The organism is Streptomyces sp. NPDC033136, from assembly GCF_055578235.1.
In genome coordinates this window covers 101,786-128,567 of record NZ_JBVIPD010000023.1, presented here as the reverse complement: position 1 = coordinate 128,567, position 26,782 = coordinate 101,786, and the positions used below count along the sequence as shown (strand labels likewise).

The 26,782-nt window shown below is 70.4% G+C and carries 30 protein-coding genes and 3 tRNA genes; 12 read left to right on the top strand and 21 right to left on the bottom strand.

The window, feature by feature from the left end; all coding sequences use genetic code 11:
- Positions 1–197: 197 nt before the first annotated feature.
- The 8 genes from rplL to ACZ5TL_RS32120 all read right to left on the bottom strand — a co-directional run bounded on the left by rplL (position 198) and on the right by ACZ5TL_RS32120 (position 5,291).
- On the bottom strand, positions 198–584 hold the full coding sequence (rplL, locus tag ACZ5TL_RS32155) for a 50S ribosomal protein L7/L12 (protein WP_468594239.1): 387 nt from the start codon (positions 582–584) through the stop codon (positions 198–200).
- A 115-nt stretch (positions 585–699) separates the two neighbouring features.
- Entirely contained in the window at positions 700–1,230 is a 531-nt protein-coding gene (gene rplJ, locus ACZ5TL_RS32150; protein WP_468594238.1) for a 50S ribosomal protein L10, read from the bottom strand.
- Between the two features lie 293 nt (positions 1,231–1,523).
- Positions 1,524–2,369, bottom strand: coding sequence for an SCO4651 family lipoprotein (locus ACZ5TL_RS32145; protein ID WP_468594237.1), 846 nt, complete (start codon positions 2,367–2,369; stop codon positions 1,524–1,526).
- Positions 2,370–2,495: 126 nt separating this feature from the next.
- Complete coding sequence (gene rplA / locus ACZ5TL_RS32140) at positions 2,496–3,221, bottom strand: 50S ribosomal protein L1 (RefSeq protein WP_031102571.1); 726 nt, start codon at positions 3,219–3,221, stop codon at positions 2,496–2,498.
- 76 nt (positions 3,222–3,297) lie between these two features.
- Positions 3,298–3,732 (bottom strand): 50S ribosomal protein L11, encoded by a 435-nt coding sequence (gene rplK, locus ACZ5TL_RS32135; RefSeq protein WP_003992325.1) that lies wholly within the window; start codon positions 3,730–3,732, stop codon positions 3,298–3,300.
- A gap of 183 nt (positions 3,733–3,915) precedes the next feature.
- Positions 3,916–4,740 (bottom strand): transcription termination/antitermination protein NusG, encoded by an 825-nt coding sequence (gene nusG / locus ACZ5TL_RS32130; RefSeq protein ID WP_468594236.1) that lies wholly within the window; start codon positions 4,738–4,740, stop codon positions 3,916–3,918.
- An 80-nt stretch (positions 4,741–4,820) separates the two neighbouring features.
- Positions 4,821–5,105, bottom strand: a complete 285-nt coding sequence (gene secE / locus ACZ5TL_RS32125; RefSeq protein WP_215119482.1) for a preprotein translocase subunit SecE — start codon at positions 5,103–5,105, stop codon at positions 4,821–4,823.
- Positions 5,106–5,218: 113 nt separating this feature from the next.
- Positions 5,219–5,291: transfer RNA gene (locus ACZ5TL_RS32120), tRNA-Trp, on the bottom strand.
- Between the two features lie 306 nt (positions 5,292–5,597).
- On the opposite strand from ACZ5TL_RS32120, the gene ACZ5TL_RS32115 reads away from it, so the two are divergent.
- The gene (locus ACZ5TL_RS32115; RefSeq protein ID WP_468594235.1) at positions 5,598–6,824 is read left to right on the top strand and encodes a pyridoxal phosphate-dependent aminotransferase; all 1,227 of its coding nucleotides are present in this window, start codon (positions 5,598–5,600) and stop codon (positions 6,822–6,824) included.
- A 157-nt stretch (positions 6,825–6,981) separates the two neighbouring features.
- Positions 6,982–8,013 carry an adenosine deaminase gene (locus tag ACZ5TL_RS32110; RefSeq protein WP_468594233.1) on the top strand — a complete coding sequence of 344 codons (1,032 nt, stop codon included), beginning with the start codon at positions 6,982–6,984 and terminating at the stop codon, positions 8,011–8,013.
- 376 nt (positions 8,014–8,389) lie between these two features.
- Here ACZ5TL_RS32110 and ACZ5TL_RS32105 read toward each other — a convergent pair whose 3' ends face one another.
- The 9 genes from ACZ5TL_RS32105 to ACZ5TL_RS32065 all read right to left on the bottom strand — a co-directional run bounded on the left by ACZ5TL_RS32105 (position 8,390) and on the right by ACZ5TL_RS32065 (position 13,609).
- Positions 8,390–9,445 carry a UDP-N-acetylmuramate dehydrogenase gene (locus tag ACZ5TL_RS32105; RefSeq protein WP_468594231.1) on the bottom strand — a complete coding sequence of 352 codons (1,056 nt, stop codon included), beginning with the start codon at positions 9,443–9,445 and terminating at the stop codon, positions 8,390–8,392.
- Positions 9,446–9,540: 95 nt separating this feature from the next.
- Complete coding sequence (locus tag ACZ5TL_RS32100) at positions 9,541–9,921, bottom strand: DUF3291 domain-containing protein (protein WP_468594229.1); 381 nt, start codon at positions 9,919–9,921, stop codon at positions 9,541–9,543.
- Positions 9,922–9,952: 31 nt separating this feature from the next.
- Positions 9,953–11,389 carry an MFS transporter gene (locus ACZ5TL_RS32095; RefSeq protein ID WP_468594228.1) on the bottom strand — a complete coding sequence of 479 codons (1,437 nt, stop codon included), beginning with the start codon at positions 11,387–11,389 and terminating at the stop codon, positions 9,953–9,955.
- A gap of 91 nt (positions 11,390–11,480) precedes the next feature.
- Complete coding sequence (locus tag ACZ5TL_RS32090; protein ID WP_468594227.1) at positions 11,481–12,065, bottom strand: TetR/AcrR family transcriptional regulator; 585 nt, start codon at positions 12,063–12,065, stop codon at positions 11,481–11,483.
- A 107-nt stretch (positions 12,066–12,172) separates the two neighbouring features.
- A complete protein-coding gene (locus ACZ5TL_RS32085; RefSeq protein ID WP_468594253.1) occupies positions 12,173–12,601 on the bottom strand; it encodes a MaoC family dehydratase in 429 nt (142 codons plus the stop codon).
- Between the two features lie 8 nt (positions 12,602–12,609).
- Positions 12,610–13,062: an FAS1-like dehydratase domain-containing protein gene (locus tag ACZ5TL_RS32080; protein WP_468594225.1), complete on the bottom strand. Its 453-nt coding sequence runs from the start codon at positions 13,060–13,062 to the stop codon at positions 12,610–12,612.
- Between the two features lie 101 nt (positions 13,063–13,163).
- Positions 13,164–13,328: a 50S ribosomal protein L33 gene (gene rpmG / locus ACZ5TL_RS32075; protein WP_003948671.1), complete on the bottom strand. Its 165-nt coding sequence runs from the start codon at positions 13,326–13,328 to the stop codon at positions 13,164–13,166.
- An 89-nt stretch (positions 13,329–13,417) separates the two neighbouring features.
- Positions 13,418–13,490 (bottom strand) — tRNA-Met (locus tag ACZ5TL_RS32070).
- 46 nt (positions 13,491–13,536) lie between these two features.
- Positions 13,537–13,609, bottom strand: a tRNA-Thr gene (locus ACZ5TL_RS32065).
- Between the two features lie 262 nt (positions 13,610–13,871).
- Between ACZ5TL_RS32065 and ACZ5TL_RS32060 the strand changes: the two genes are divergently transcribed.
- Both ACZ5TL_RS32060 and ACZ5TL_RS32055 read left to right on the top strand, forming a co-directional pair.
- Positions 13,872–15,131 carry an amidohydrolase family protein gene (locus tag ACZ5TL_RS32060; RefSeq protein ID WP_468594224.1) on the top strand — a complete coding sequence of 420 codons (1,260 nt, stop codon included), beginning with the start codon at positions 13,872–13,874 and terminating at the stop codon, positions 15,129–15,131.
- A gap of 106 nt (positions 15,132–15,237) precedes the next feature.
- A complete protein-coding gene (locus ACZ5TL_RS32055; RefSeq protein WP_468594222.1) occupies positions 15,238–15,894 on the top strand; it encodes an NAD(P)H-binding protein in 657 nt (218 codons plus the stop codon).
- A gap of 40 nt (positions 15,895–15,934) precedes the next feature.
- Here the strand turns inward: ACZ5TL_RS32055 and ACZ5TL_RS32050 are convergent, their stop codons facing one another.
- The 4 genes from ACZ5TL_RS32050 to ACZ5TL_RS32035 all read right to left on the bottom strand — a co-directional run bounded on the left by ACZ5TL_RS32050 (position 15,935) and on the right by ACZ5TL_RS32035 (position 20,083).
- Positions 15,935–16,147 (bottom strand): hypothetical protein, encoded by a 213-nt coding sequence (locus tag ACZ5TL_RS32050; protein ID WP_468594220.1) that lies wholly within the window; start codon positions 16,145–16,147, stop codon positions 15,935–15,937.
- A 58-nt stretch (positions 16,148–16,205) separates the two neighbouring features.
- A complete protein-coding gene (gene rox, locus ACZ5TL_RS32045) occupies positions 16,206–17,636 on the bottom strand; it encodes a rifampin monooxygenase (protein ID WP_468594218.1) in 1,431 nt (476 codons plus the stop codon).
- Positions 17,637–18,705: 1,069 nt separating this feature from the next.
- Positions 18,706–19,344: a GNAT family N-acetyltransferase gene (locus ACZ5TL_RS32040; RefSeq protein ID WP_468594217.1), complete on the bottom strand. Its 639-nt coding sequence runs from the start codon at positions 19,342–19,344 to the stop codon at positions 18,706–18,708.
- Positions 19,325–20,083, bottom strand: a complete 759-nt coding sequence (locus ACZ5TL_RS32035) for a GntR family transcriptional regulator (protein ID WP_468594215.1) — start codon at positions 20,081–20,083, stop codon at positions 19,325–19,327. Before ACZ5TL_RS32035 ends, ACZ5TL_RS32040 begins: the two co-directional genes overlap by 20 nt.
- Before the next feature lie 470 nt (positions 20,084–20,553).
- On the opposite strand from ACZ5TL_RS32035, the gene ACZ5TL_RS32030 reads away from it, so the two are divergent.
- From ACZ5TL_RS32030 to ACZ5TL_RS31995, 8 genes are all read left to right on the top strand, one after another.
- Entirely contained in the window at positions 20,554–20,811 is a 258-nt protein-coding gene (locus ACZ5TL_RS32030; RefSeq protein ID WP_468594214.1) for a DUF6284 family protein, read from the top strand.
- Positions 20,808–21,104, top strand: a complete 297-nt coding sequence (locus ACZ5TL_RS32025; RefSeq protein ID WP_468594212.1) for a DUF6303 family protein — start codon at positions 20,808–20,810, stop codon at positions 21,102–21,104. Before ACZ5TL_RS32030 ends, ACZ5TL_RS32025 begins: the two co-directional genes overlap by 4 nt.
- A complete protein-coding gene (locus tag ACZ5TL_RS32020) occupies positions 21,101–22,111 on the top strand; it encodes a DUF2637 domain-containing protein (RefSeq protein WP_468594211.1) in 1,011 nt (336 codons plus the stop codon). Before ACZ5TL_RS32025 ends, ACZ5TL_RS32020 begins: the two co-directional genes overlap by 4 nt.
- Positions 22,111–22,503, top strand: coding sequence for an RRQRL motif-containing zinc-binding protein (locus ACZ5TL_RS32015; protein ID WP_468594210.1), 393 nt, complete (start codon positions 22,111–22,113; stop codon positions 22,501–22,503). Before ACZ5TL_RS32020 ends, ACZ5TL_RS32015 begins: the two co-directional genes overlap by 1 nt.
- On the top strand, positions 22,473–22,838 hold the full coding sequence (locus ACZ5TL_RS32010) for a DUF6251 family protein (RefSeq protein ID WP_468594209.1): 366 nt from the start codon (positions 22,473–22,475) through the stop codon (positions 22,836–22,838). The genes ACZ5TL_RS32015 and ACZ5TL_RS32010 overlap by 31 nt, the downstream gene beginning before the upstream one ends.
- 264 nt (positions 22,839–23,102) lie before the next feature.
- Positions 23,103–24,890, top strand: a complete 1,788-nt coding sequence (locus ACZ5TL_RS32005) for a MarR family transcriptional regulator (RefSeq protein WP_468594207.1) — start codon at positions 23,103–23,105, stop codon at positions 24,888–24,890.
- Between the two features lie 93 nt (positions 24,891–24,983).
- Positions 24,984–25,856, top strand: a complete 873-nt coding sequence (locus ACZ5TL_RS32000; RefSeq protein WP_468594206.1) for a deazapurine DNA modification protein DpdA family protein — start codon at positions 24,984–24,986, stop codon at positions 25,854–25,856.
- A complete protein-coding gene (locus tag ACZ5TL_RS31995; protein ID WP_468594204.1) occupies positions 25,853–26,779 on the top strand; it encodes a bifunctional DNA primase/polymerase in 927 nt (308 codons plus the stop codon). The genes ACZ5TL_RS32000 and ACZ5TL_RS31995 overlap by 4 nt, the downstream gene beginning before the upstream one ends.
- Positions 26,780–26,782 lie beyond the last annotated feature (3 nt).

The window sequence follows — 26,782 nt, the reverse complement described above, 5'->3', positions numbered from 1 at the left end:
GCCCCCCTGCCCGATCCGGGGCCGCCCGGAGACACGACGAAGATCACCATACCTCCCGCCACAGAGGGTGCAAGGCAACCGTGACCGGACCCCGGATACGCCGAAGAGCGACCACCCGGATGGATGATCGCTCCTCGGCGCTTACGCGTTACACGTCCCGGGGGACGTGTCGTGGATCCTGGCGGATCCGGAAGGTCTTACTTGACCTCGACGGAGGCGCCGGCGCCCTTGAGGGACTCGGCGGCCTTCTCGGCGGCGTCCTTGGCGACCTTCTCGAGAACGGGCTTCGGGGCGCCGTCCACGAGGTCCTTGGCCTCCTTCAGGCCGAGGGAGGTCAGCTCACGCACGACCTTGATGACCTGGATCTTCTTGTCGCCGGCACCGGTGAGGATGACGTCGAACTCGTCCTGCTCCTCAACGGCCTCGGCGGCGGCGCCGCCACCCTGGCCGGCAACGACGACCGGCGCGGCAGCGGCGGCGGTGACGTCGAACTTCTCCTCGAACGCCTTCACGAACTCGGAGAGCTCGATGAGGGTCATCTCCTCGAACTGCGCGAGCAGGTCTTCCTGGCTGAGCTTCGCCATGATTGGCGGTCCTTCCACTAAATCGGCAGGTGCCGGATGTACATGTGAGGCGGGCGTACGTCTGGCCCGCTACGGTCGCCGCGTTCAGGCAGCGGCGGCCGGAATGCGAGCCGAGTTACTCGGCACCGCCCTGCTCGTCCTGCTTGGCACGGAGCGCGTCCACGGTGCGGACGAGCTTCGACGGCAGCGCCTGGAAGACAGAGGCAGCCTGGGACTGCTTGCCCTTCATGGCACCGGCCAGCTTGGAGAGCAGAACCTCGCGGGACTCGAGGTCCGCAAGCTTCTTGATCTCATCGGCGGACATCGCCTTGCCGTCAAGGACGCCGCCCTTGATGACGAGGCTGGGGTTGTCCTTGGCGAAGTCACGGAGACCCTTCGCCGCCTCGACCGGGTCACCGGTCACGAAGGCGACGGCCGACGAACCCGTGAAGAGGTCGTCCAGCGTCGTGATCCCGGCCTCGTTGGCCGCAATCTTGGTCAGCGTGTTCTTCGCCACACGGTACTGAGCGTTCTCACCGAGTGAACGACGCAGCTTCTGGAGCTGCGCGACGGTGAGACCGGTGTACGCGGTAACGACAGCAGCGTTGGAGTTGCGGAACTTGTCCCGCATCTCCACGACGGCATCGACCTTGTCAGGCCTCGCCATGAGCCTCGGCCTCCTTCCGGGTGATTCGGACCGCGCGGACCCGAAGGAGGACTGGGGAAAACGAAACGCCCCGGCGCAGAGGCACGGGGCGCTGCTCGACCGGTGGCACGCACGCACAAGGCGGCGGACTCCGGGAGCTTCTCCTGTGTCACCTGCGCGGGTCGTCCGCTGTTCAGCGGATCCTTCGGCCACCGCGCCCTCGTGCGAGCGCGCGGTAACGACCAGCGGTCTTTGGCTTCTGTAGGAGCGTACGGGAACGGATCGCCGACAGGCAAATCCGCCCGTACGGCGGATCAGCTCGCGTCGACGAGGTCCTCGAAGTCCCCGGTGTCGGACCGCGGGGGCCGCTGAGCCCGGACCGGGACGCCGTAGTCGGCGTAGTGCGCGGTCTGGGTCATCGTGCCCGTGGTGGTCCGCGCCTTCTCCACCTTCTTGACCAGCAGGTTCCGGTCGTCGATCCAGATGTCGACGGTCTCGGTGGTGACGCCCGCCGCGGTGAGCTGCTCCTTCAGGCCGGCGTCGGTGACGTCGGCGGCCGCCACGCTGCCGGTGTAGTGCGTGGCGGGCCGGCCGCGCACGGTCTCCTCACCGACCGTGCGGACGTCGCCGGAGGAGAGCAGGAGCCGCACGGACTGGTGGGGCGTGGTGCTGCGCATCTGGTCTCCGAGGTGGGCGCCGGAGCCGCCGGTGAGGGCTTCGAGGTCCTCGTACGCGTACCGGATCCAGCGCTTGCCGCCGGCCTGCTCGGCGAACGTCTCGCCCATGCGCGCGTAGTAGGCGTCGGGCAGGTAGCGGGCCTCCATCGAGGTGCTGCCGAGCCGGCGCATGGTGTCGGCGATCGTGCCGCCGGTGTACGTGATGGTCAGGGTGCCGGTGATGCCGTCGCTCCAGCCGAGGGTGCCGTCGGCCGTCATGGACAGCAGTGAGCCCATGGTGGTCGTGGACTCGACCCGGGCGGACTCGGCCTGCTCGGTGGCGCGTTCGGCGGAGCGCAGGGCCGCCAGGGACCGGCCGTGGGCGGCGCGGTCGTCCTTGCCGGGGCCGTCCGGGGATTCCACGGAGGCGCAGGCGACCATCCCGGTCAGCGCGGTCGCCACCACGAGCCCCAGTCCCACACGGCGCACGGTCGTGCCCTGCATACGTCCCCCGATCGCATCCGGTTCCCGCACGTTAACCCAGGCCACCGGCGTACGTACCGGAAAGGGGAACGGGCCCCGCACCTGTGAGAGGTGCGGGGCCCGTGACCGGTTGGGTGAGCCTCAGGCTCAGACCGCCGCCGGGTCCTCCTCGACGAGGAGGTTGCGGGTGCGGTTGGAGTCGACCGGAATGCCGGGGCCCATCGTGGTGCTGATGGCGGCCTTCTTGATGTAGCGACCCTTGGCGGCGGACGGCTTCAGACGGAGGATCTCTTCCAGGGCCGCGCCGTAGTTCTCCACCAGCTTGGTGTCGTCGAACGACGTCTTGCCGATGATGAAGTGCAGGTTCGCGTGCTTGTCGACACGGAACTCGATCTTGCCGCCCTTGATCTCGGTGACGGCCTTGGTGACGTCGGGGGTCACGGTGCCGGTCTTCGGGTTCGGCATCAGACCACGCGGACCGAGCACGCGGCCGAGGCGGCCGACCTTGCCCATGAGGTCCGGGGTGGCGACGACGGCGTCGAAGTCCAGACGGCCCTTCGACACCTCGTCGATCAGCTCGTCGGCGCCGACGATGTCGGCGCCCGCGGCACGCGCGGCCTCGGCACGGTCACCGGTCGCGAAGACCAGGACCCGGGCGGTCTTGCCGGTGCCGTGCGGGAGGTTCACGGTGCCACGGACCATCTGGTCGGCCTTGCGCGGGTCGACACCCAGGCGGAAGGCGACCTCGACGGTGCCGTCGAACTTGGTCGTGGAGGTCTCCTTGGCGAGACGGACGGCCTCGAGCGGGGCGTAGAGCTTCTCCCGGTCGACCTTGGCGTCCGCAGCGCGAAGGGACTTGCTGCGCTTGCTCACTACTGCTCCTGTGGATTCTTAGGAGTCGTGGTCCGGGCCGAGCAGGCCCTGCCACTTCTGCTGATGGGGTTGGGGCTCAGCCCTCGACCGTGACGCCCATGGAACGGGCGGTGCCGGCGATGATCTTCTCGGCGGCGTCCAGGTCGTTGGCGTTGAGGTCGGGCATCTTCGTGGTGGCGATCTCGCGGACCTGGTCGCGCGTGATCTTCGCGACCTTGGTCTTGTGCGGCTCGCCGGAGCCCTTCTCGATGCCCGCGGCCTTCAGGATCATCTTGGCGGCCGGCGGGGTCTTGGTGATGAAGGTGAAGGAGCGGTCCTCGTAGACCGTGATCTCCACCGGGATGACCCAGCCACGCTGCGACTCGGTCGCGGCGTTGTAGGCCTTGCAGAACTCCATGATGTTGACGCCGTGCTGACCCAGCGCGGGGCCGACCGGCGGGGCCGGGTTGGCGGCACCGGCCTGGATCTGGAGCTTGATGAGCCCCGTGACCTTCTTCTTCTTGGGAGGCATAGCTCTCCGGGTCCTTTCGATTCGGGTCCTGCCCACTCCCGGGGACCACCCGGATGCAGGCATACCGCACAACGATAACGGGTATAGATGCGCGGCCAAAAACCGCGCAGGTCAGACGGACGCCGGAGCGATCGCCTGACCTGCGCGGAAGCGGTGAGTCCGGAAGGAAACCAGTTCTTCTGGTTAGTTCTTCTGGATCTGGTCGAAGGAGAGCTCGACCGGCGTCTCGCGGCCGAAGATCTCGACGAGGCCCTTGACCTTCTTCGAGTCCGGGTTGATCTCGTTGATGGTCGCCTGCAGCGTGGCGAACGGGCCGTCGGTGACGGTGACCGAGTCGCCGACCTCGAAGTCCAGCACCTGGACCTCGACCTTGCGCTGCGGAGCCGGCTTGCCCTCGGCCTCGGCGGCCTCGCGGGCGGCCTTCTCCTCGGCCTCCGGGGCGAGCATCTTGACGATCTCGTCCAGGGTCAGCGGGTACGGGTCGTAGGCGTTGCCCACGAAACCGGTGACACCGGGGGTGTTGCGGACGACGCCCCAGGACTCGTTCGTCAGGTCCATGCGGACGAGGACGTAACCCGGGAGCTTGTTCTGCTTGATCGTCTTGCGGTCGCCGTTCTTGATCTGGACGACCTCTTCCTGCGGCACCTCGGCCTGGAAGATGTAGTCCTCGACGTTCAGCGAGACGGCGCGCTGCTCCAGGTTGGTCTTCACGCGGTTCTCGTAGCCGGCGTAGGTGTGGATGACGTACCACTCGCCGGGCAGGACCCGCAGTTCCTCGCGGAGCTTCTCGATCGGGTCGCGGTCGTCCTCGGGCTCTTCCTCGGACTCGTCCGCGGCCTCTTCACCGGGCTCGGTCTCCGCCTCGGCGGCGTCGTCCGCGACGGCGTCGGCAGCCTCGACCTCGGCAGAGGCCTCGGTGTCCTCGCTGTCCGCGCCCTCGACGGTGTCGAGCTCGTCCTCGACGGACTCGACCGGCTCGATGGCGTCGTTCACGTTCGGGTCAGACACGGTGGCTGCTTCTTCCTGGATACATGGGGGTGGAACATGCGAAAGGAGCGCCGGGTACCTCGGCGCTCTTCGCTGGCTGCTCAGCCGAACACGTACTTGGCGGCGTTGCTGAGCCCATAGTCAATCACGGTGACCAGGCCGATCATGATGACCACGAAGATGATCACCACGGTGGTGTACGTCGTCAGCTGGTTGCGGGTAGGCCAGACGACCTTGCGCAGTTCCGCGACGATCTGGCGATAGAAGAGGGCAAGGCGCTTCAGCGGGCCCTTCTTGCCGCGCTTGCCGCCCTTGCGGCCCTTCTTCGACTCCGGCGCCTCGTCCTGGGCATCAGGCATGTCGATGGAGCCCACGGCGTCCGTCACTCGTCCTCACCTGATTCCGGGTCGTGGCCGTGCCGCGCCCGGTCTGAGCCGCACGGCGGTGCATTGCTGTACGTACATGCGCTGCGCACACATCCTGGCGAAGGTGTGTGTAGCAGGGCCGGAGGGACTTGAACCCCCAACCGCTGGTTTTGGAGACCAGTGCTCTACCAATTGAGCTACGACCCTTTGTGTGTCCCCCAACGTACCGCATCCGTCCGGATGCGTGGTGTGCACCGAGCGGGCGCGGCCTGCGAGAGGCCAACGAGGTGAGAGTGTACGTGGTCTGCGGCCGGTCGTCGAACAGAAAGGGCCGCGGACAGCGCTCGTTGGCGGAAGATCGCCTGCGGAAAGGGCGCCGACCGCCGGGTTCCCGGCTGAAGATCGCCCTGGCGGTGCGGGGGATCCGTACTGTTGTCCGGGGGTTTGCCCGGCGTTGTTCAGTCTGTGAAACCCCCGTGCCGCGCAGGTTTCCGGTCTGAAACGATGGGGCCCATGAGCGCTGCAACCCCTCCCACCGAGCGCCGGGTCTCCGCCCGAGTCGGCGCGATCTCCGAGTCCGCCACCCTCGCCGTGGACGCCAAGGCCAAGGCCCTCAAGGCCGCCGGGCGGCCGGTGATCGGCTTCGGCGCCGGTGAGCCCGACTTCCCGACCCCGGACTACATCGTCGAGGTCGCGATCGAGGCCTGCAAGAACCCGAAGTTCCACCGCTACACGCCCGCCGGCGGCCTGCCCGAGCTGAAGGCCGCGATCGCCGCGAAGACGCTGCGCGACTCGGGCTACGAGGTCGACGTGTCGCAGATCCTCGTCACCAACGGTGGCAAGCAGGCCATCTACGAGGCCTTCGCCGCGATCCTCGACCCGGGCGACGAGGTCATCGTGCCCGCGCCGTACTGGACGACGTACCCGGAGTCGATCCGGCTGGCCGGGGGTGTCCCGGTGGAGGTCGTCGCGGACGAGACGACCGGCTACCGGGTGACCGTCGAGCAGCTGGAGGCGGCCCGGACGGAGAAGACGAAGGTCGTCCTCTTCGTCTCGCCGTCGAACCCGACCGGCGCGGTCTACAGCGAGCAGGAGACCGAGGCGATCGGCCACTGGGCCGTCGAGCACGGCCTGTGGGTGATGACCGACGAGATCTACGAGCACCTGGTCTACGGCGACGCCTCCGCGGTGTCGCTGCCGGCGGTGCTGCCCGAGCTGCGCGACAAGTGCGTCGTGGTCAACGGTGTCGCGAAGACGTACGCGATGACCGGCTGGCGTGTGGGGTGGATCATCGGCCCTAAGGACGTCGTGAAGGCCGCGACCAACCTGCAGTCGCACGCCACGTCCAACGTGTCCAACGTCGCCCAGGCCGCCGCGCTGGCCGCCGTCTCCGGCGGCCTGGACGCCGTCGCGACGATGCGCGAGGCGTTCGACCGGCGCCGCAAGACCATCGTGCGGATGCTGAACGAGATCGACGGCGTGGTGTGCCCGGAGCCGGAGGGCGCGTTCTACGCGTACCCGTCGGTGAAGGCCCTGGTCGGCAAGGAGATCCGGGGCAGGCGGCCCCAGGACACGGTCGAGCTGGCCGCGCTGATCCTGGAGGAGGCCGAGGTCGCGGTCGTACCGGGTGAGGCGTTCGGTACGCCGGGGTACCTGCGACTGTCGTACGCGCTGGGTGACGAGGATCTCGTCGAGGGCGTGAGCCGGATCCAGAAGCTGCTGGCGGAGGCGCGGGACTGACGTCCGCCGCACCGGCCTCCGGCCTGGGGCACATACCGAATTCGGTATGTGCCCCATTTGTTTGTGCGCGAGCAAGACCACGAATTGTTTGTGCGAGCAAGACCACGAAAGGGGAAACAGCTACCGGGACGGCCGAGACGTACGGCAGGATCCTGGAATGGAGCGTGTACGTGATGTCTCTGAACTGCCGAAAGCCCACCTGCACCTGCACTTCACCGGGTCGATGCGGCCCACGACCGTGCTGGAACTGGCCGACAAGCACGGGGTGAGCCTGCCCGACGCCCTGACCGAGGCGCTGGTCGGCGGTGAGCCGCCGAGACTGCGGGCGACGGACGAGCGGGGCTGGTTCCGCTTTCAGCGGCTGTACGACGCGGCGCGCTCGTGTCTGCGGGAGCCGGAGGACATCCAGCGGCTGGTGCGGGAGGCCGCGGAGGAGGATCTGCGGGACGGGTCGGGGTGGCTGGAGATCCAGGTCGACCCGACGTCGTACGCGCCGCGGCTGGGCGGGCTGATTCCGGCGCTGGAGGTCATCCTCGACGCGGTGGAGACAACGTCGCGGGAGACCGGGCTCGAGATGCGGGTGCTGGTCGCGGCGAACCGGATGAAGCATCCGCTGGACGCGCGGACGCTGGCCCGGCTGGCGGTGCGGTACGCGGACCGGGGGGTCGTCGGGTTCGGGTTGTCGAACGACGAGCGGCGGGGCATGGCGCGGGACTTCGACCGGGCGTTCGGGATCGCGCGGGAGGCCGGGCTGCTGTCGACGCCGCACGGGGGTGAGCTGGCGGGGCCGTCGTCGGTGCGGGACTGTCTGGACGACCTGGGGGCGCACCGGGTCGGGCACGGCGTGCGGGCGGCGGAGGATCCCCGGCTGCTGCAGCGGCTGGCGGACCGGCAGGTGACGTGTGAGGTGTGCCCGGCGTCGAACGTGGCGTTGGGGGTGTACGAGAAGCCGGAGGACGTGCCGCTGCGGACGCTGTTCGAGGCGGGGGTGCCGCTGGCGCTGGGCGCGGACGACCCGTTGCTGTTCGGGTCGCGCCTCGCCGCGCAGTACGAGATCGCGCGGCGGCATCACGGCTTCACGGACGCGGAGCTGGCGGAGGTGGCCCGGCAGTCGGTACGGGGGTCGGCGGCGCCGGAGGGCGTGAAGACGAAGCTGCTGGCCGGGGTGGACGACTGGTTGGCGTCGTAGCGCGTTCTCGCCGGCCGGGTGGTGATCGGGCCGCGCCGGGGCATCCGTCCTCGGAACGGCGCGATGGGGTCGGACACCGACCGCCGTCCGTCGACGCGCCGACCGCGGCGGGCGGGCACGCCCGAGACACGTCCCCTTGCGTCGTCCGGCGGCTGCGGGCGTGTCAGCGCCGAACTGCGAGGGCTGGCGCCGGCCGCGTGGCCGCGGCGCCCGTACCGCCCGGCTGCCGCTGCCCACAGCTGCGGGCGATCGTGCCGCTGAGGGCGATGAAGTCCCCCTGCTCGAGCGAAGCCGAGAGCTTGGGGGCGTGGGCGCAGCGGCACCTCACCGCGCCGAGTCGCGCACCCACCCGGCCTCAGCGGCCGAGGCAGGGTGCCTACAGGCTGACCCCGACCGTCACCGGCTCGTTCACCAGTGTGATCCCGAAGGCCTCGCGGACGCCGGTGACGACCTCGCGGGCCAGGGCGAGGAGGTCCTCCGTGGTCGCCCTGCCCCGGTTGGTCAGCGCCAGGGTGTGTTTCGTGGAGATGCGCGCAGGGCCGTCGCCGTAGCCCTTCGTGAAGCCCGCCTTGTCGATCAGCCAGGCCGCGGAGGTCTTGGTGCGGCCCTCACCGGCCGGGTACGCGGGAGGCTCCACCCCGTCGCCGAACCGGTCACGCACGCGTGCGCGGAACGTCGCGAAGTCCGCGTCCGTGAGGATCGGGTTGGTGAAGAAGGACCCGGCCGACCAGGTGTCGTGGTCCTCGGGGTCCAGGACCATGCCCTTGCCGGCGCGCAGCTTGAGCACCGTGTCACGGGCCGAGGCGAGGGGGACGCGGTCGCCGGGTTCCACCCCGAGGGCCCGGGCCGTCTCGGCGTACCTGAGAGGCGCGGAGAGTCCCTCGGCGTCCTCCAGGACGAAACGGACGCGCAGGACCACGTAGCGCTCCGGGTCGGACTTGAAGCGGCTGTGACGGTAGGAGAAGGCGCAGTCCTCGTTGGTCAGCATGACCGTCTCGCGGGTGTGCCGGTCGTAGGCGACGACCTCCGTGATCGTCGAGGAGACCTCCTGGCCGTACGCCCCGACGTTCTGAATGGGGGTCGCGCCCGCCGAGCCGGGGATGCCGGCCAGGCACTCGATGCCCGCCAGGCCCGCTTCGGCCGTGCGGGCGACGGCGTCGGTCCACACCTCGCCGGCGGCCAGCTCCAGCTTCGTGCCGTCGAGGGAGAAGCCCCGGGTGGCGATGACGAGGGCGGTGCCCTCGAAGCCCTTGTCACCGATGACCAGGTTCGAGCCGCCGCCGATGAGCAGCAGCGGGGTGCCCGCCTCGTCGGCTTCGCGGACGACGGCGATCACCTCGTCGTCCGTCGTGGCGGTGACCAGCCGGGTCGCGGGGCCGCCCAGCCGGAAGGTGGTCAGCGGGGCGAGGGGGGCGTCGTGGAGTTCCTGCACGGGCTCAAGAGTACGAGACGGCACTGACGGCTCCGGGCACGTGTGTGTGCGGCCCCGTCCGCGGTGGACGGGGCCGCACGCGTGCGTGGTGGCGGTCAGGGCAGGCGGCGCAGCGCCTCGGACCAGGACAGCGGGAGGTCCTCGCTGCTCACCTGCCATGTGGTGAAGGTCGCGTCCCTCATCTGCGGGGCGAGACCACGGGAGGCGGGCCCGTGGGCGCCCGCGCGGACGAAGGCGTGGAGCGCGTCCTTCGACTCCCAGGCCGACAGCGTCCAGAAGGTCCGCCGCAGGGGCTTCGCCTTCAGGGTCGCTCCATAGGCGCCGGGGCTCCGGCATACCTGCCGCCAGACGGCGGGCGTACCGGCGAGGAACCTCAGCGTCCCCCACAGGGTGCGGGTCTCGAAGCGGGAGGCGAAGACGTGCACCTCGGTGTCGCGGGGCGGGGTGTTCGGGACGGTCCAGGGAAGGGTGGGCATGGCCGCTTCTCCTCGTTCGGGTCCTGCGGGGTCAGGGGGCGGCCGTCTCCAGTACCGGTGCCGGTTCGGCCGGGGTCTTCTGCGGCTCCGTGCGGCGGCGGGCCGGGATCAGCAGGGCCGATATGCCGGCCAGGGCCACCACCGCGGAGCCCGTCACGAGGGCCGGCCGCATGCCGTCGACGAAGGTCTGGCCGGTCTCGTAGCCGCCCTGAGCCGCGAAGATCGACCCCATGGCGGCGATGCCGAGCACTCCGCCCACCTCGCGCAGGGCGTTGTTCGCGCCGGAGGCGATGCCCTGCTCGTGGGGCCGGACGCTGGCCATCACCAGGTGCGCGGCGGGGGCGAAGAACAGGGCCATGCCGACGCCGCTGACGATCAGGGCGGGCAACTGGGCGGTGTAGGAGGCGTCCGCCGTGGCCACGACCGACATGTAGCCGAGGCCCAGGGCCTGCAGGAAGAGCCCTGTGGCGACGACCGGGCGGCCGCCGACGCGGTCGGCCAGGATGCCGGCGATCGGGGCGACGAGCATCGGCATGCCGGTCCAGGGCAGCATCCTGAGGCCCGCCTCGGTGGGCGAGTAGCCGAGGACGCCCTGCATGTACTGGCTGAGCAGGAAGATCGAGCCGAACATGCCGAAGAACATCAGCAGGCTCGCCGCGTTGATACCGGCGAAGGCGCGGGAGCGGAAGAGCCGCATGGGGAGCATGGGGTTCTTGGCACGCGTGCTGTAGAGGACGAACCCGACGAGCAGGGCGGAACCCGCGAACAGGCCCGTGAGGACCAGGCCGCCGGTCCAGCCGTCGGCGGGGCCGCGGACCAGGCCGTAGACGATGCCGAACAGGCCGCCGCTGGCGAGCAGGGTGCCGGGTACGTCGAGGGGCGCGCCGGTGCCGCGGGACTCGGCGAGACGGAGGCGGGCGAGGGGCAGCAGGGCCAGACCGAGCGGGACGTTCAGCCAGAAGATCCACTGCCAGGAGATGTGTTCGGTGAGGGTGCCGCCGACGAGCGGCCCGGAGGCGACGGCGAGTCCGTTGACGGCGCCCCAGATGCCGTAGGCCATGCCGCGCTTGGCGGCGGGCACGGCCGCGGTCAGCAGGGTGAGCGTCAGCGGCATCATCACCGCCGCCCCGGCGCCCTGGACCGCGCGGGCGGCGATGAGGGAGTCGATGCCGGGTGCCATGGCCGCCGCGGCGGAGGCGCCGGTGAAGACCGCGAGCCCGGCGATGAACAGCCGGCGGCGGCCGAAGCGGTCGCCGAGGGCCGCGCCGAGCATCAGCAGGACGGCGAAGGTGAGCGTGTAGGCGCTCACGGTCCACTCCAGGTCGTGCAGGCCCCCGCCCAGGTCCTCGCGGATGGAGGGCAGGGCCGTGGTCACGACGAGGTTGTCGAGAGCCGCCATGAATCCGGCGACGCTGGTGATGACGAGGGCCCAGGCGGCTCCCCCGCGGTGTGCGGTCCGCTGTGACATCGCTCCCCCAAGGAGTGTCTGCGTTGATTGATTAGTTATTGATTACTAACTTTCGCGGTCATGAAAAAGCGCGGATCTCCGCTCTTCCCCGTCAGCGACCTTCCCCGTCAGCACTCCTGCGGCCCTTGATCCGCGCCGAGGGATACATCCCTTCCCAGACGCGGTGCCCGACGGGGAATCCCATGGCCGTCAGGCAGTTGATGAGCATCCCGTACGCCATGAAGAGCGTCGTCTCGCCGGCGTCGGCCCCGAGCGGCAGATGGACGGTGTCCCACAGCCGCATCCAGCCGGCGCGCACCGACTCGCCGAACTCGTGGTCGCCCTCTTCCTCGGCGGCCTTCACGGCGACGTACATCTGCATCTGCATCAGGAGCCGCTCGGGCCGCTCCTCGATGACCTTGGTGTACGCGCTGCCCATGGCGTGCAGGGCCTCTTCGCCGTGGAGCCCCTCGGAGGCCTCCGCGAACGTGCGGATGGTGTCCTCCACGCAGCGCTCGGCCGCCGCCAGGAAGATCGCCCTCTTGCCCGGGAAGAGCCGGAAGAGATACGGCTGCGAGACACCGACCCGCCGGGCGATCGCCTCGGTCGAGGTGCCGTGGTAGCCACCACGGGCGAACTCGGTCGTCGCCGCCCGGATGACGCTCTCGCGTCGCTCTTCCGCACTCATCCTGGCCATGGAATCGAAGTTAGTACTCAATCACTAACTAAGTCAAGCGGTCCCGTGAACCTTGCAAGTAAGGGGCGCCTCGCAGTGGAGAGCGCCCCTTACCTCGCGTCGCAGTCTCAGGCCAGGCGTACGACCGCCCGCGACATGCCCAGCACCTTCTGCCCGGCGCTGGTCGCGGTCAGGTCCACGCGGACGGTGTTGTCGTCGAGCTTGACCGCGACCTTGCCGCTGACCTCGATCTCGGCACCCTTGTCGTCGTTGGGGACGACGACCGGCTTGGTGAAGCGGACGCCGTACTCGACGACCGCGCCCGGATCGCCCGCCCAGTCGGTGACCACGCGGATCGCCTCGGCCATGGTGAACATGCCGTGCGCGATGACGTCGGGCAGGCCGACCTCCTTGGCGAACTTCTCGTTCCAGTGGATCGGGTTGAAGTCGCCGGAGGCGCCCGCGTACTGGACGAGCGTCGCGCGGGTCACGGGGAAGGTCTGCGCGGGCAGTTCGGTGCCGACCTCGATGTCGGTGTAGGAGATCTTCGCCGTCATGGGATCGCTCACGCCTCCTCGGCCGCGCGGGCCACGAGCTTGGTCCAGGCGGTCACGACGTGCTCGCCGGCCTCGTCGTGGACCTCGCCGCGGATGTCCAGGATGTCGTTGCCCGCGAGGAATTTGATCGCCTCGATGGTCGAGGTAACGGTGAGCCGGTCACCGGCGCGGACCGGTCGGCGGTAGGCGAACTTCTGGTCGCCGTGCACCACGCGGCTGTAGTCCAGGCCGAGCTGCGGGTCCTGGACGACCTGGCCGGCCGCCTTGAAGGTGATCGAGAAGACGAAGGTCGGCGGGGCGATCACGTCGGGGTGGCCGAGTGCCTTGGCGGCCTCCGCGTCCGTGTACACCGGGTTGGCGTCCCCGACCGCCTCGGCGAACTCACGGATCTTCTCCCGGCCCACCTCGTATGGCTCGGTGGGCGGGTACGTCCGCCCCACGAAGGACTGGTCGAGTGCCATGGCCCGGCACCTCCTGGTTGCGCTGCTGAACGGTACGGGTCTTTCAACGACACGAGGCCGCCCCCGATCACTCGGGAACGGCCTCGTGTACGAGCCTGTTTTTATCGCGTTTCGCGGTGCGCGGTGTGCGCGTTGCAACGCGGGCAGTGCTTCTTCATCTCAAGACGGTCCGGGTTGTTACGCCGGTTCTTCTTGGTGATGTAGTTCCGCTCCTTGCACTCCACGCAGGCCAGCGTGATCTTCGGGCGGACGTCGGTGGCAGCCACGTGAGTGCTCCTTGACGAACGGATTGATGGTATTAACGCAGGAAAGAGTAGCCGACTGAAGGACCGACCCCGCAATCGGCTACTAAGAGTAGCGGTGACCGGACTTGAACCGGTGACACAGCGATTATGAGCCGCTTGCTCTACCGACTGAGCTACACCGCTGTGATGCGATCGGGCCCCGCCTCGCGGCGGGAACCTCTCACACCAGAGCCCCAAAACGGAATCGAACCGTTGACCTTCTCCTTACCATGGAGACGCTCTGCCGACTGAGCTATTGGGGCGAGCGATGAAGACATTACACGGTCGCCCGCCGTTCGCCCAAATCCGTTTCGCGGCTCCCGCCCCCGGTGCCCGGACCGTCCTCCCGGCGGCCTGGCGAGCGTCCTCCGGGCGGCCTCGCGAGCGTCCTCCCTTGCCGAGCGGCAGACCACATCAGTACGACTATTGCGCTCCTCCCCGACACGGACGGGAGGCCGTCCTAGGCTCGTCTCACTCTGCGTGATCACGCGTCCTCCCGCGCGCAGCCCGAGCCCCTGGAGTGCGATGCCCGACAGCCGGCCGCAGCCACCACCGCCCTCGTCGTCCTCACCGGGTCCGGCCGGCCCGTCGTCGCTGCTGCTGTGCGGGGCGCGGCTCACCGACGGCCGGACCGTGGACGTACGGCTGGGCGGCGGGCGCATCGAGGCGGTCGGTACGGCCGGCAGCCTGACGACGGTCGGCACGCGCGCGTGCGGAGCGCGGGTGGACCTCAGCGGCTATCTGCTCCTGCCGGCCCCGGCCGAGCCGCACGCCCACGCCGACACGGCCCTTTCGGCCGGCACCGAGGGCCCGGTCTCGTACGAGCCCCAGGACGTCCAGCGCCGGGCGACCGAGGCCGCACTGCTCCAGCTCGGGCACGGGGCCACTGCGGTGCGGGCGCACGTGCGCGTGGGGGACGTCCAGGGGCTGGGCGCGCTGGCGGCGGTGCTGCAGGCGCGGCGGGCGCTGCGGGGGCTGGCGGAGCTGACGACGGTGGCGATGCCCCGGGTGCTGACCGGGGTGGCCGGGGCGGACGGGCTGGCTGTGCTGCGGGACGCGGTCAAGATGGGCGCCTCGGTGGTGGGCGGCCGGCCCGATCTCGACCCGGATCCGACGGGATACGTGGAGGCGGTCCTGGAGGTCGCCGCCGAGCACGGCTGTCCCGTCGACCTGCACACGGACGCCGGGGATCCGGCGCGGCTGGCCCGGCTCGCGGCGATGGCGGGCGGGCTTCGCCCCGGCGTGACCCTCAGCCCGTGCGGGGACCTCGGCCGGCTGCCCTCCGAGGTGGCCTCGCGGACGGCTGACCAGCTCGCGGCGGCGGGGGTGGCGGTGGTCTGCCTGCCGCAGGGCGGCTGCGGTGGCGTCGACCGGCGGGGCGCGGCCCCGGTGCGGCTGCTGCGCACGGCCGGAGTGCGGGTCGCCGCCGGGAGCGGGGCGCTGCGGGACGTGTCCAACCCCGTGGGGCGCGGCGACCCGCTGGAAGCGGCCTACCTGCTGGCCTCGCGCTACGGCCTGTCACCCGAGGCGGCCTACGACACGGTGAGCTCCTCGGCGCGGGCGGTGCTGGGGCAGCCGGAGGTGCGCGTGGAGGCGGGTTTCCCGGCCGAGCTGCTCGCGGTGCGCGGGGACGGGCTGGCGGGGGCGCTCTCGCTGGCGTACAGCCGGGTGGTTGTGCACCGGGGGCGCGTGGTGGCGCGGACCAGCGCGGTGCGGGAGTACTGCAGTTCGGCGGCCTCGGTGGAGCTGGGGCTGCCGCGGCAGGGGCGGGGCGGGGTGTCGTAGGGCCGGAGGCGGGGCGTGGCTCAAGTCGTGCCGCGGAGGGGGCCGTCCGGGCGTACGGTCGAAGGCATGCGCGCGGACGGGGCTGTCCGGGCGTACGGTCGAAGGCATGCGCATTGTCATCGCTGGTGGTCATGGTCAGATCGCGGTGCGGCTGGAGCGCCTGCTCGCCGCGCGCGGGGACGAGGTAGCGGGGATCATCCGCAAGGCCGAGCAGGCCGACGATCTGCGGCAGGCCGGTGCCGAACCGGTCGTGCTCGACCTGGAGTCGGCGTCCGTGGACGAGGTCGCGGAGCGGCTGCGGGGCGCCGACGCGGCGGTCTTCGCGGCGGGCGCGGGCCCGGGCAGCGGGGCGGCCCGCAAGGGCACGGTGGACAAGGCAGCGGCGATCCTCTTCGCGGACGCCGCCGTGGCGGCGGGCGTGCGGCGCTTCCTGATCGTGTCCTCCATGGGCGCCGACCCGGAGCACCGGGGCGACGAGATCTTCGACGTCTATCTGCGCGCCAAGGGCGAGGCTGACGCGTACGTGCGCTCCCTGTACGCCCTGGACTGGACGATCCTGCGCCCCGGCCAGCTCACCGACGACGCCGGCACCGGCCTCGTACGCCTGGAGGCGCACACGGGACGCGGCCCGATTCCGCGCGACGACGTGGCCGCCGTCCTGGCGGAGCTGGTGGACACCCCCGCGACCGCCGGGCTGACACTGGAACTGATCAGCGGCCCGGCGCCGGTGTCAGTGGCGGTGAAGTCGGTGGCGGGGAACTGAGGTTCACCCCCCGGCCCCGGCTCACGCGGCGGCGCAGCGCCTAGAACAAGGGCAGTTGGCCCGGGAAGTCCGGCACCGTGTAGCCGTCCAGGGACGGTTGCTCCGGGCCAGGGCGGGCCTGGCGGCGGGAGCCCGGGCACGAGGTGAGTTCGCCGTGCTCGCGGGCGCCGGGCGGGTCGTGGCGCGCGTACCGCCCGGCGACGACGGCGATGTCGCGGCGGCACTCGGGGCAGTTTCTGCGGCGGGAGGACATGGGGCCAGTGTGCCGCGCGGGCGGCCCGGGCCCTCGCCGCAGGTTCCGCACGGCTCGCTCAGCCGGTCGCCGCTCCGAACCACCGCGGCAGTCGGTCGAGCAGTTCCCGCTGGCTGTCGCCGGCCCACGCCACATGGCCGTCCGGGCGCAGCAGTACCGCGGGGGCGTCCAGTTCCTCACTGACGTCGGCGACGTGGTCGACCCGGTCGGCCCAACCCGCCACCGACAGGTGACCGCCGGTCTGGTCGAACAGGAGCCCGCGGCCGGCGCGCATCAGCTCGTAGAGGCGTCCCCGCTTCAGCCGTACGTCCCGCAGCCGCCGGCCGAGAAGCTCGTGGCCCTCGCCGAAGTCGTAGCGGACGGAGATCGCGGTGATCTTCTCGATGAGGTACCGGTTCACCTCCTCGAAGTCCATCAGTTCCGCCACCAGCCGGCGCACGGCCTGGGGCCCCGGTTCGGGCGCCAGCAGCTGCATCTGCGCACGGGTGTTGTCCAGCACGGCGGCGGCCACCGGACGGCGTTCGGCGTGGTAGCTGTCCAGCAGCCCCGCCGGGGCCCAGCCGCGCACTTCGGCGGCCAGTTTCCAGCCGAGGTTGAAGGCGTCCTGCAGACCGAGGTTGAGCCCCTGCCCGCCGGTCGGCGGGTGGATGTGCGCGGCGTCGCCGGCCAGCAGGACCCGGCCGGAGCGGTAGCGCTCGGCCAGTCGCGTGGCGTCGCCGAAGCGGGAGAGCCAACGCGGTGAGTGCACACCGAAGTCGGTGCCGGCGTACTTCCGCAGCTGCTGCTTGAACTCCTCGAAGGCCGGCGGGGCCGTGCGGTCCTCGGCCACGCCCTCGGCGGGCACGATGACGCGGTACGCCCCGTTCCCCGTGGGCATGGTGCCGAACCGGAAGTGCGTCTTGCGGACCTCGGTCACGACGGCCGTCAGTTCCTCCGGCGACGCGGTCAGCTCCATCTCGCCGAGCAGCGTCTCGGTCCTGCTGGGCTCACCGGGGAAGCCGACGCCGAGCAGCTTGCGCACCGTGCTGCGGCCACCGTCGCAGCCAACGAGGTAGCGCGAGCGCAGCCGCGTGCCGTCGGACAGTTCGGCGCTCACGCCGTCCTCGTCCTGGCGCAGCCCGGCCAGCTCGCAGCCGCGCCGGATCTCGGCACCCGCGTCGGCGGCGTGCTCGGTCAGCAGACGCTCGGTGACCGTCTGCGGGATGCCGAGGACATACGAGTGGGCGGTGTCCATCCGGTCGGGCCACGGCTTCATCATGGCGGCGAAGAACCCGCCGCTCTCGTACTTCGTGCCGAGCGGAAGGAACCGCTCCAGCAGACCGCGCTGGTCCAGCACCTCGATGCTGCGCACATGCAGGCCGAGCGCACGGGTCTGCCCGGTCGGCTCCGCCAGCCTCTCCAGCACGACGACGTTCAAGCCCTGCAGCCGCAGCTCCCCGGCCAGCATCATTCCGGTCGGACCACCGCCGACGATGATCACATCAAACAAGGCAACCCCCATTTTTTCGCCCGCTTCGGGCTCCGGCCGAGGATTCTGCGGCACGACAGTGGCCTTGCCGCAAGGCCCCCCATGCGCTATAAGTTGAGAGTGGCGAGGAGTAGGTGACTCCTTGCCTTTCGTTTTGCTTTCCTCCTGTCATGTCGGCCACCTGTGTGTCTTTCGGGTGGCGCGGTGCCGCCGCTGCTACACCTGCTCCTGCTCCGCGGACGCGACCGAAGACGAGTTCGTTCGGCTTTCGAGCCCTCGAGCCCTCGAGCGACATTGCGGAAGAGGATTGAGAGCGCCCATGACCGAGATGGTCCACTCGCCTCACGAAATCCACGTAGGCCCTGGCAAGTCGCACGCGAGTAGCCGCACTTCTTCCCGCCGTACGAGACCAGAGCACCCCGGCACGGCAGTGCGACGCGCTCCGATCCCTCTCGGGCTGGCCGTTCTGCCGCGCTGCCGGCTTTCGGCACGCCGGCATGGCACCCGACGGCCGGACGTGCCAGACGATGCGGGGCGGCTCCAAGGAGGACCAGGCACAGCGAGGTCTGGTGCGAAGCTCGTGCATGAGCCTCGCCTCCCGCCGAGAGCGGCTCACACCGACCCTGCACTCTAGTGATCTTCGTCATGCTGCGGTGTCCACATGACTGAGCCCCGCGTCGAGCCTCGTCTCGTTGCCGGGCGGAGCCGACCACGACGTGTCCGTGTGTTCCCGTCGTACGCCACTTCCCAGGAGGACGGAGACGACCCATCACCCAGCCGGCCAACCAGCGACAAGATCGCAACGCGCTGGAACGGGCACAGCTGAACGACGTGGACCACCGCCCACGCTCCGTCCACGCAGCCCGAGAAGGGCAGCCGAACACGGGCGCCGTGGGGCTGATCTCGCGACGGCATGACGAAGGGCCCGTGACCTGCGAAATCGCAGGTCACGGGCCCTTCGTTTCCCGTGTGGCGGCGCCAGGATTCGAACCTGGGAAGGCTGAGCCGGCAGATTTACAGCGGGCCGGGTTCGGGGGCTTTGAGCTGCGGTTTCCTTCTCTGGGGCCGCTCTCGGGGGACACATGGGGGATCAAGGGCGCTCAGGCTGCGTCTCTCGCCTTTGAACCGGCACCTCGACCGGCGAGGCCGCGTCGCCGTGCGCACCCTCGCCGGGAAGGACCAACAACGGATCGTCTGGCATGACGAGCTTGTCCACCGGCCGTTGGGCAAGCCACCCCGAGCGCCTGTGTGCCGGCGCCTCAGTTCGCACGTGCCGGAAGCCGAGACGCTCGTAGTAGGTGTGCAACTCCGTGTTGGTACGCCACGTATCGATGCGCACCCAGGTGCGCCCCTCCAGCGCTGCGAGGCGGCACATCCAATCAACCACCCGTGTGCCGAGGTGCCGCCCGGATGCTTCGCGAGCGACGATCAGCTTGTAGAGGTACAGGGCCGACTCCGGGCGGTCGGTGTCCGTCCAAAAGTCACGGTCCACGGGCCCACGACTGACCGTCGCGAGCACCTCGTCACGCTCGTCGACCACGACCCATGCGCGCCCCTCGTCTATGCTGGCGCGCCATTTCGTGATGGCCTTTTCGCCGGTCTCAGGGTCGCTCCACTGGTCCGTGCCTTTGGTGCGTAGCCACTCCTCTGCCTCTGTCCGGAGAGCCAAGAGGGCGGGTACGTCCTCCGCCGCCGCAGGGCGGAGGTACTCAGTCCGTGCTGACTTCATAGAGGATCTTGTGCCTGTCTCCGGGGAGGATGGTGACCATGCAGCGTAGGGGGCGATCGTCCGCGTCGTAGCCCGTTCGGGTGTGTTCTGCGACTGGAGTAGCTGCGGGAAGGCCAAGTTGCTCTGCTTCCTGGTGAGTCGGCATACGGACTGAGATTTCGTCCACGTACTTGGCCTGCACGAGTCCCACAGAGGCGAGAATGCCGCCGGGTGCGGAGACGTCTCGGGGCTCCATCAGGGGCGTACCGACCACGAGTTCCTGAGGAAAGTACGAATCGGCGAGGGCGTAGGGCCGGTTGTCTATGTACCGGACACGCTTGCGGGCAACGGCAAGGCCGTCGTCCGGGAGTTGCAGACGTTCACGAACGTGCGGCGGGGGCTCCACGATGGACACCGTGATGTCCTGGCGTGGAGCGTTGCCGTTCTCCGCGATCACACTTGCCCACTGGTCGCCGGCCGTCCGCCCTTCAACGGCGTTCGCGTGGCGACTCCGACTCTCCAGCGTCGTCCAGTTCCAGACGACTGGGGGGTAGTCCTCGCGGACGTACTTGCCCTGACCCTGGCCGGTGACGACCAGGCCTTCCTCAATCAAGAGGCGCACGCCGGCGCGGATGGTCTCGCGGCTGTAGCCGTACTGACTCATCATCTTGGATTCGCTGGGCAGGGCCTCACCGGCCGTCAGCCTGCCGGACTGGATCTGTTCGCGCAGGTCATAGGCGATTTCCTGCGCCTTCGTCATACCGCGTCGTACTGCCAAGGCAACCCCTCTGCTCTATCTCCTCCGTACAAGTTAGACCAGGGGGCTTGACTCTCCAAGCGCAACTCGTGCAGTCTCTTGCCAGGCACTCCTCCAGACAAGGCGGACGGGGTGTCACGTACGGTTCTGCCGTACATGCATGGCGCCCGGAGGAAAGCCCAGCTCAGGCGGGGTGAGTACGAAGTGAGCGCTTGCGGCTTGAGAACTCAACAGCGTGCCTGGGAGGCCGTCCCTCCCCTGCCAGCAAGAGGACGGATGCGTACGGATTACGCCCGTACGCACCAGCACGAACCAACCTCCGCAGCGCTGCGCTGCGGCCGGTTGCCTCCGCTGCTCGTCTCGTACGAGCAGCGCTGAGGGGAGCCGGAACCGACTCCAACGGCGCGCGGCTCCCGGGGTGCCACCCGGGAGCCGCTGTTCGGGCCGTTCCTGTCTGAGAGGAACCAGACCCAATGGACCACATCGTTACTGTTCAGGACGCTGTTACCGCGTTCGCCGACTTCATGGAGCCGACGAATGCGGAACTGGACGCGATCGAGCTGGAGATGCCCGCGATCCTCGCGGACGTCGACTTGCTGGACGCGCAGATCATCGCCATGGACCGCACGCCCACGGAGCTGGACGTGCGGCGTATCCGCCGGGCCCGCCGTCGGCTGCTGACCGCTCTGGCGAACCAGGCCGAGACCGCGCACCGGGGTGGCGCGGCGTGAGGGGCCAGGAGAGCGCGCGGGAGTTCACCGCGCAGATGTCCGTTCGTGAGGGCCGCTGGCGTCTGTACGTGGTGCTGATGAACACCACCGAGCGGTGGCCCGAGCACCGGTTCGGGCGCACGGTGCCGACGTTCACGGACCGTACGAACGCGCTCAGCGTGCTCGGGTTCGAGCCGGTACCGGGCGCTGAGTGGACGTGGACCGAGGACAGCGAGAACCCCGACGACCCTGCTTCACCGGTCGTGCTGATTGCCGCGATCCGGGTCCGTTCATGGTCGGGGGTGAGCGCGTGAACGCCGTTCATATCCGTTCGGCCGAGCGCGCGCTGTCGGTCGGCACGTGGCTGATCGTGGCGGGCGCGATGCTCTATTCGATCCTCACCGTCACCCCGCTCGCCGCCGCGCACACGCCCGACAAATGGGACTGGACCGCACCCATCCTTCCTCTCGTCGTCGATGCCGCCGTGGTCATCGTGGTCCGCCTGGACGCGGTGCTCGCCCGGCTCGGGGGCCACGGCGGACGGTGGCCCATCGCTCTGCGGTGGATGACCGGCGGCATGACGCTCGCCCTGAACGTGGCTGACTCCGCGTTGAAGAACGACCTGGTAGGCGTGGCTGTGCACGCGGTCGCGCCGCTGCTGCTGATCGTCACGGCCGAGACCGGACTGGCCTACCGGCGTGCGATCGCCGCCGCCGTGGTGGCGCTGGAGGCCAAGCAGCAGGCCGAGCGGGAAGCCCGTGAGCGGGCCGCCGCCGCGCGGCGTGAGGAGGCCGCGCGTAGGGCCCGCGAGGAACGCGAGCACACGGCGGCTCTGGCCCGTGAACAGCGTGAGCACGAAGCCCGCATGGCCCGTGAACAGGCCGAGCGGGAAGAGCGTGCCCGGCGCGAGGAACGCGAGCGCGAGCAGGCCCGGGAGCGGGCCGAGCGCGAGCAGCGTGAACGCCAGGAACGCGAGCATGAACAGCGCGAGCAGGAGCGTGAACGCCGTGAACGCCAGGCCGCCGAACGCGCCGAACGCGAGCGGCAAGAGCGTGCTGAGCGCGAGCGTCGTGAGCAGGCGGAGCGGGAGGAGCGGGCCGCGCGTGAACGCGCCGCGCTGCTGTCCGCTGGCCCTGCCACGGACAAGCTGCCCGAGGACGACGCGCGCGCCATCGTGGCCGCCGCGCACGCCGAGGGACTGTCCGTGCGTCAGGCAGCGGAGCTGTGCGGCTGGTCGGTGGGCTGGGTCTCGACCCGCTACGCCGAACTGCGTGGGCCCGTCAACGGCGTGCCGGTTGACTTCACTGGCATGGGCCGCTGATGACCACCGCACCGGCCGCGGGTTCGCTGCCTGTGTACCGGTGGCGGCTCGCCCCTGACGGTCTGGCCACCCGGCGACAGCTCCGCGCGATGGGGCTGCGCCCGGGTGGCCAGGACGTGGCCGCCGAACTCCAGCGTCCCCGCCGACGGCGGGGCCCGCTGGTCGCCTACCTCTACCGCATCGACGCAGCCAAGCCCGTCCGGCCGATGACGCCCGGACGGTGGGCCGCGCTCGCCCGGGCCAACCTCGCCCGGCAGATCTGCCCCGAGTGCCGCCGGGATGCGGGATACGTCATCCCGACATCGCTCGGCATGTGCACGACCTGCGCCTTTCCCCACGACAACGCCCCGGAGGGTGCGTCATGGAACAGCTCCCCGACAAGCGACCGTTGACGGTCGTGCAGCTCCCGGACGGCAGCCACGTCTACGCCGACCCCGCCGCCTTGCCCGCACAGCAGCCTGCGGGGCCGCAGGTGGTGCACATCCACCAGGCGCCGCCGGACCGCACGGTGCAGCGCGTCGCGCTCGGCTCCGGTGTCGGTGCCGGTGCGGTCGCGGCCGGCGTCTACTTCGGCCCCCTGCTCGTCGGCGCCCTCACGGCCATCGCCGCGAACCTCGCAATGCTCGCCTTCATCGCGCTCGTCCTCGGCTGGGCCGTCGTCACCGTCGTCCGCGCCGTCGGCGACAGCGGCAAGGGCAACGGCCGACGCAGCCGGAAGGGCCACTGAACACCCCAAGGCCGTAGGTGGCCCGCAGGGCGCCCGAGGGGCCTTCCGGGTGGGGTTTGACCCCCGGAAGGCCGTTCGGCCGCCACAACCCCCGTAGCGACGCAGGGTGACGGAAGTTTCCGTCCTCGCGCGCACGCGCGTAGGGGCCGCCTCGGAAACCAGGAAACCGGAAACCTGCTCACTCCGCGTAACACGCGCGTGTGGTGACGGGCCGTCGCAGGGCCCGTCACCACCGACCCACCACCCCTGAGAAGAGGATCACTCGTGAGTCACGGACAAGTCTGGCGTACCCACCGCCAGTACGCCGCCACCGCCGCCCGCTGGACGGCCGATCACTGGCGCAAGGAATCCGAGCGCCGCCGCGCCCTGCGCGCCGACCGCAAGCCCCTCGTACGCGACGCCCGCCGAGCGCTCGCCACCGCGCGCGCCATCGACCCCGAGGGCGTCACCCCTATCCGCCACCGCGCGGAGCGCGAGTTGCGCACCGCCAAGCGGCGCGTGCCGGACCCGATGTGGCTGTTCGCCACCAAGACCGCCACCGCGCTCGGCGTCGCCGGATACGTGTGGCTGCCGCACGTCTCCACCCGCGCCTGGGTATGGTCGGCCGTCGCCGTCGTCGCGGCCGTCACCGCCCTGACGGTGTGGATCGCGGTCCGCGAGCGCGACACCAGCGGCCTCAAGCCCACCGTTGAAGAGTCGGCGCTGCTGAAGCGTCTTCAGCCGCAGCACTGGAAGGAGCACGCCGAACAGCGCGGCCTCACCGGAACCCTGACCGGCCGGCCGAAGCTGACCGAAGCCGGGATCGTGTGCGCCGTCCGCCTCGACGGCACGTGGACGGCGACCAAGCTCCGGGCCGCCGAGGATCACATTCGCGCCCTGCTCGGGGCCCGTACGAGCCTGCGCATGCAGATCAAGGCGGGCAAGCAAGGCGGCTGGGCCGAACTCACCTTGCGCACCCGCAGCGCGGCCGACGGTGACGACCTCACGTGGACGCCCGAGCGGCGCTCCCTCGGCATCGACACCGTCACCGGCGAGCAGGTCACCGTGCCACTCGGGGAACGGCTGCTCATCGCCGGACGATCCGGCGCGGGCAAGTCGGTGGCGTCCCGGCCGCTGCTGTTCGACGCGTCCGAGGGCGAGGCGAACGCGCTCGTCATCATCGACCTCAAGCGCGTGGAAGGCCGCCTGTGGGACCACCGAGCCCGCGTCGCCTCCACCCCGCACGAGGTCATCGACGTGACCGACGAGCTGGAGACGGAGATGCTGGAGCGGCTCAGCATCCTGCCCAAGGGACAGGACACCTGGACCCCCACCGCCGACCGGCCACGCATCACGGTCGTCGTCGACGAGGGCGCCGAAGTCATGACGGCCGCCGACAAAGTCCCCTACGAGACCGAGACCGGCGACGGCAAGACCCGCACGACCACTCGCTCCGCACTTCCGGCCCTGGAGTCCATCGCTCGCATGGGCCGCGCAGCGTGCATCGACCTGTGGTGGATGACCCAGAAGCCCACCATCGGCGACGGCATCCCCAAGCAGATCGCCCCGCAGATCGGCGTCTCCATCTGCCTTGCCGTGCGCACGCCGGCCGAAGCCCGCGTGGTGCTCGGGGAGGACGCACAGGCCAAGGGCTGGAACGCTGACGAACTCCCCGTCCCTGGCGTGGCGCTAATCCGCGATGGCAAGCGCAAGCCCGACCCCGTCAAGGTCCGCTACATGGACAAGGCCGTCGTCATCGCCCTGCCCGACCGTGAGCCCTGGTCCCGAACCGCGGCTCCCACCGTGGAAGCCGCGGGCGGACCGACACTCACCCTCGTCAAGGACACCGCGACCGAGGCGGCACCGGCCCCGGACGGCGCCGCCGCCCGGGTGCTGAAGGCCATCGAAACCGCCGATGACCCGGTCCGACAGAAGGACTTGGTCACGCTCACGGGTCTGTCCAAGGGCGCTGTGTCCAAGGCCGTCAAGACCCTCACCACTGGCGGCGCCGTCGTCCGAACCCCGGACGGGCACCTGACCGCCACGCGCGGCGACGAGTCCGCCGCCGCCTGATCCACCACACGACGACGGCGGCCCCCCTTCCGCCAAGAACCGGGGCCGCCGCCTTCCACCTGCCCTTCGACAGACCTGTGGAGGTCTTCCAGCATGACGCAACCCACGACCCTGCCGCGAGCCTTACCGGCGGGAGCTCCCGCCGCGGGCGGGATGCGGTTCTACCTGACCACCCACAAGCGGCACTGGGTCAAGCTCACCGACGTGCCGCTGTTCCTGAAGTCCGAGCACTTCGCCGCCGCAGCCACGCTGTACCCGGCACGCGGCCGGTACGCGGTCGACTCCGGCGGCTTCTCGGAACTCCAGCGCCACGGACGCTGGACCCGCAGCCCTCGCCAGTACGTCGACGACCTCCAGCGCATCTGGGAACACGTCGGCCCCTACGACTGGGCTGCCGGTCAGGACTGGATGTGTGAGGACCTCATCATCAACGGCGGCACGGCCGGCACGCTCACGTTCGTCGGGACTCACCTGAGCGTGCCGGAACACCAGCGGCGCACCGTGCACAACTTCCTCGATCTGCGCTCCCTCGCCCCGACCCTGCGGATCATCCCCACCCTTCAGGGCCGCACCGTGGCGGAGTACCACGCGTGCGCGGACCTGTACGAGAGCTACGGCGTCGACCTGCGCCGAGAGCCCACCGTCGGGCTCGGCTCCGTGTGCCGGTTGCAGTCCACCAAGCAAGGGGCGGCAATCGTCACCGCGATGGCCGCCCGCGGCTACCGCCTGCACGGCTTCGGCTTCAAGATCCTCGGCCTGGAACGTGTCGGGCACCTGCTCGCCTCCGCGGACTCCGCGGCCTGGAGCTACCACGCCCGCAAGCGGCCCCCGCTGCCCGGCCACCCGCACAAGAACTGCGCCAACTGCATCGACTACGCCCTGCGCTGGCGTACCCGCGTCCTGGCAGCCATCCCCACCCACCGGCAGACGCTGCTCACTGACAGGAGCGCGGAGGTGGCGGCATGAACCCCATCCTGACCGCCGATCTGGCCTGCCTGCCCCTCCTCGCCTCCGCCCTCACCGCGGCGGAGCGCGATTGGCCCGTCATCCCGCTACACCCGCGGGCCAAGCGGCCGGCCGGGCACGCCGAACGGGACTGCCCACGCTCGGGCCGGTGCGCGGGCGGGCACCGCAAGCCCGAACAGCGCGCCACCACCAACCCTGACCTCATCCACGCCACCTGGGCCACCCGCCCGTACAACGTCGGGATCGCGACCGGCCCGGCCGGTCTGCTCGTGGTCGACCTGGACGTGTGCAAGCCCGAAGAACCGAAAGGAGCGCCTGACGGCGCCACTTCGTTGCAAGCGCTCTGCGAGCGCGCCGGACAGGCCATCCCTGTCACCTACCGGGTGCGGACCGCGCGCGGCGGGGAGCACCTGTACTTCACCGCCCCGCCCGGGGTGCGGCTGAAGTGCAGCGCGAACCGTCTCGGACCGCACATCGACACCCGCGCATGGGGCGGCTACGTCGTCGCCCCCGGCAGCACCACCCCGGACGGCGCTTACGAGGTGACCGACGACGCCCCCGTGGCGCCGCTGCCCGGATGGCTGGCCGAACGGCTCACCGAGTCGGACCGACCCGCCGTCGTCACCCTCACCCCGGTGCGGGACGGCACCCGGGCCGCACGCGTGGCGCTGGAACGCGAATGCGCGATCGTGGCGGGGGCAACGGAGGGCGGGCCGGACGGCCGCAACAACACCCTGCACAAGAGCGCCTGCAAGGTCGCCCGGTTCGTCGCGTGGGGCGGCCTCCCCCGGGATGTGGCGGAGCAGGCAATCCAGGGGGCGGGGGAGTCCACGGGCCTGCCGCCGGCCGAGTGCCGCACGACCATCCGCAGCGCCATGGACTGGGTCATCGCGCACGCCACCCCACGGCAGGCCGCCTCATGACCG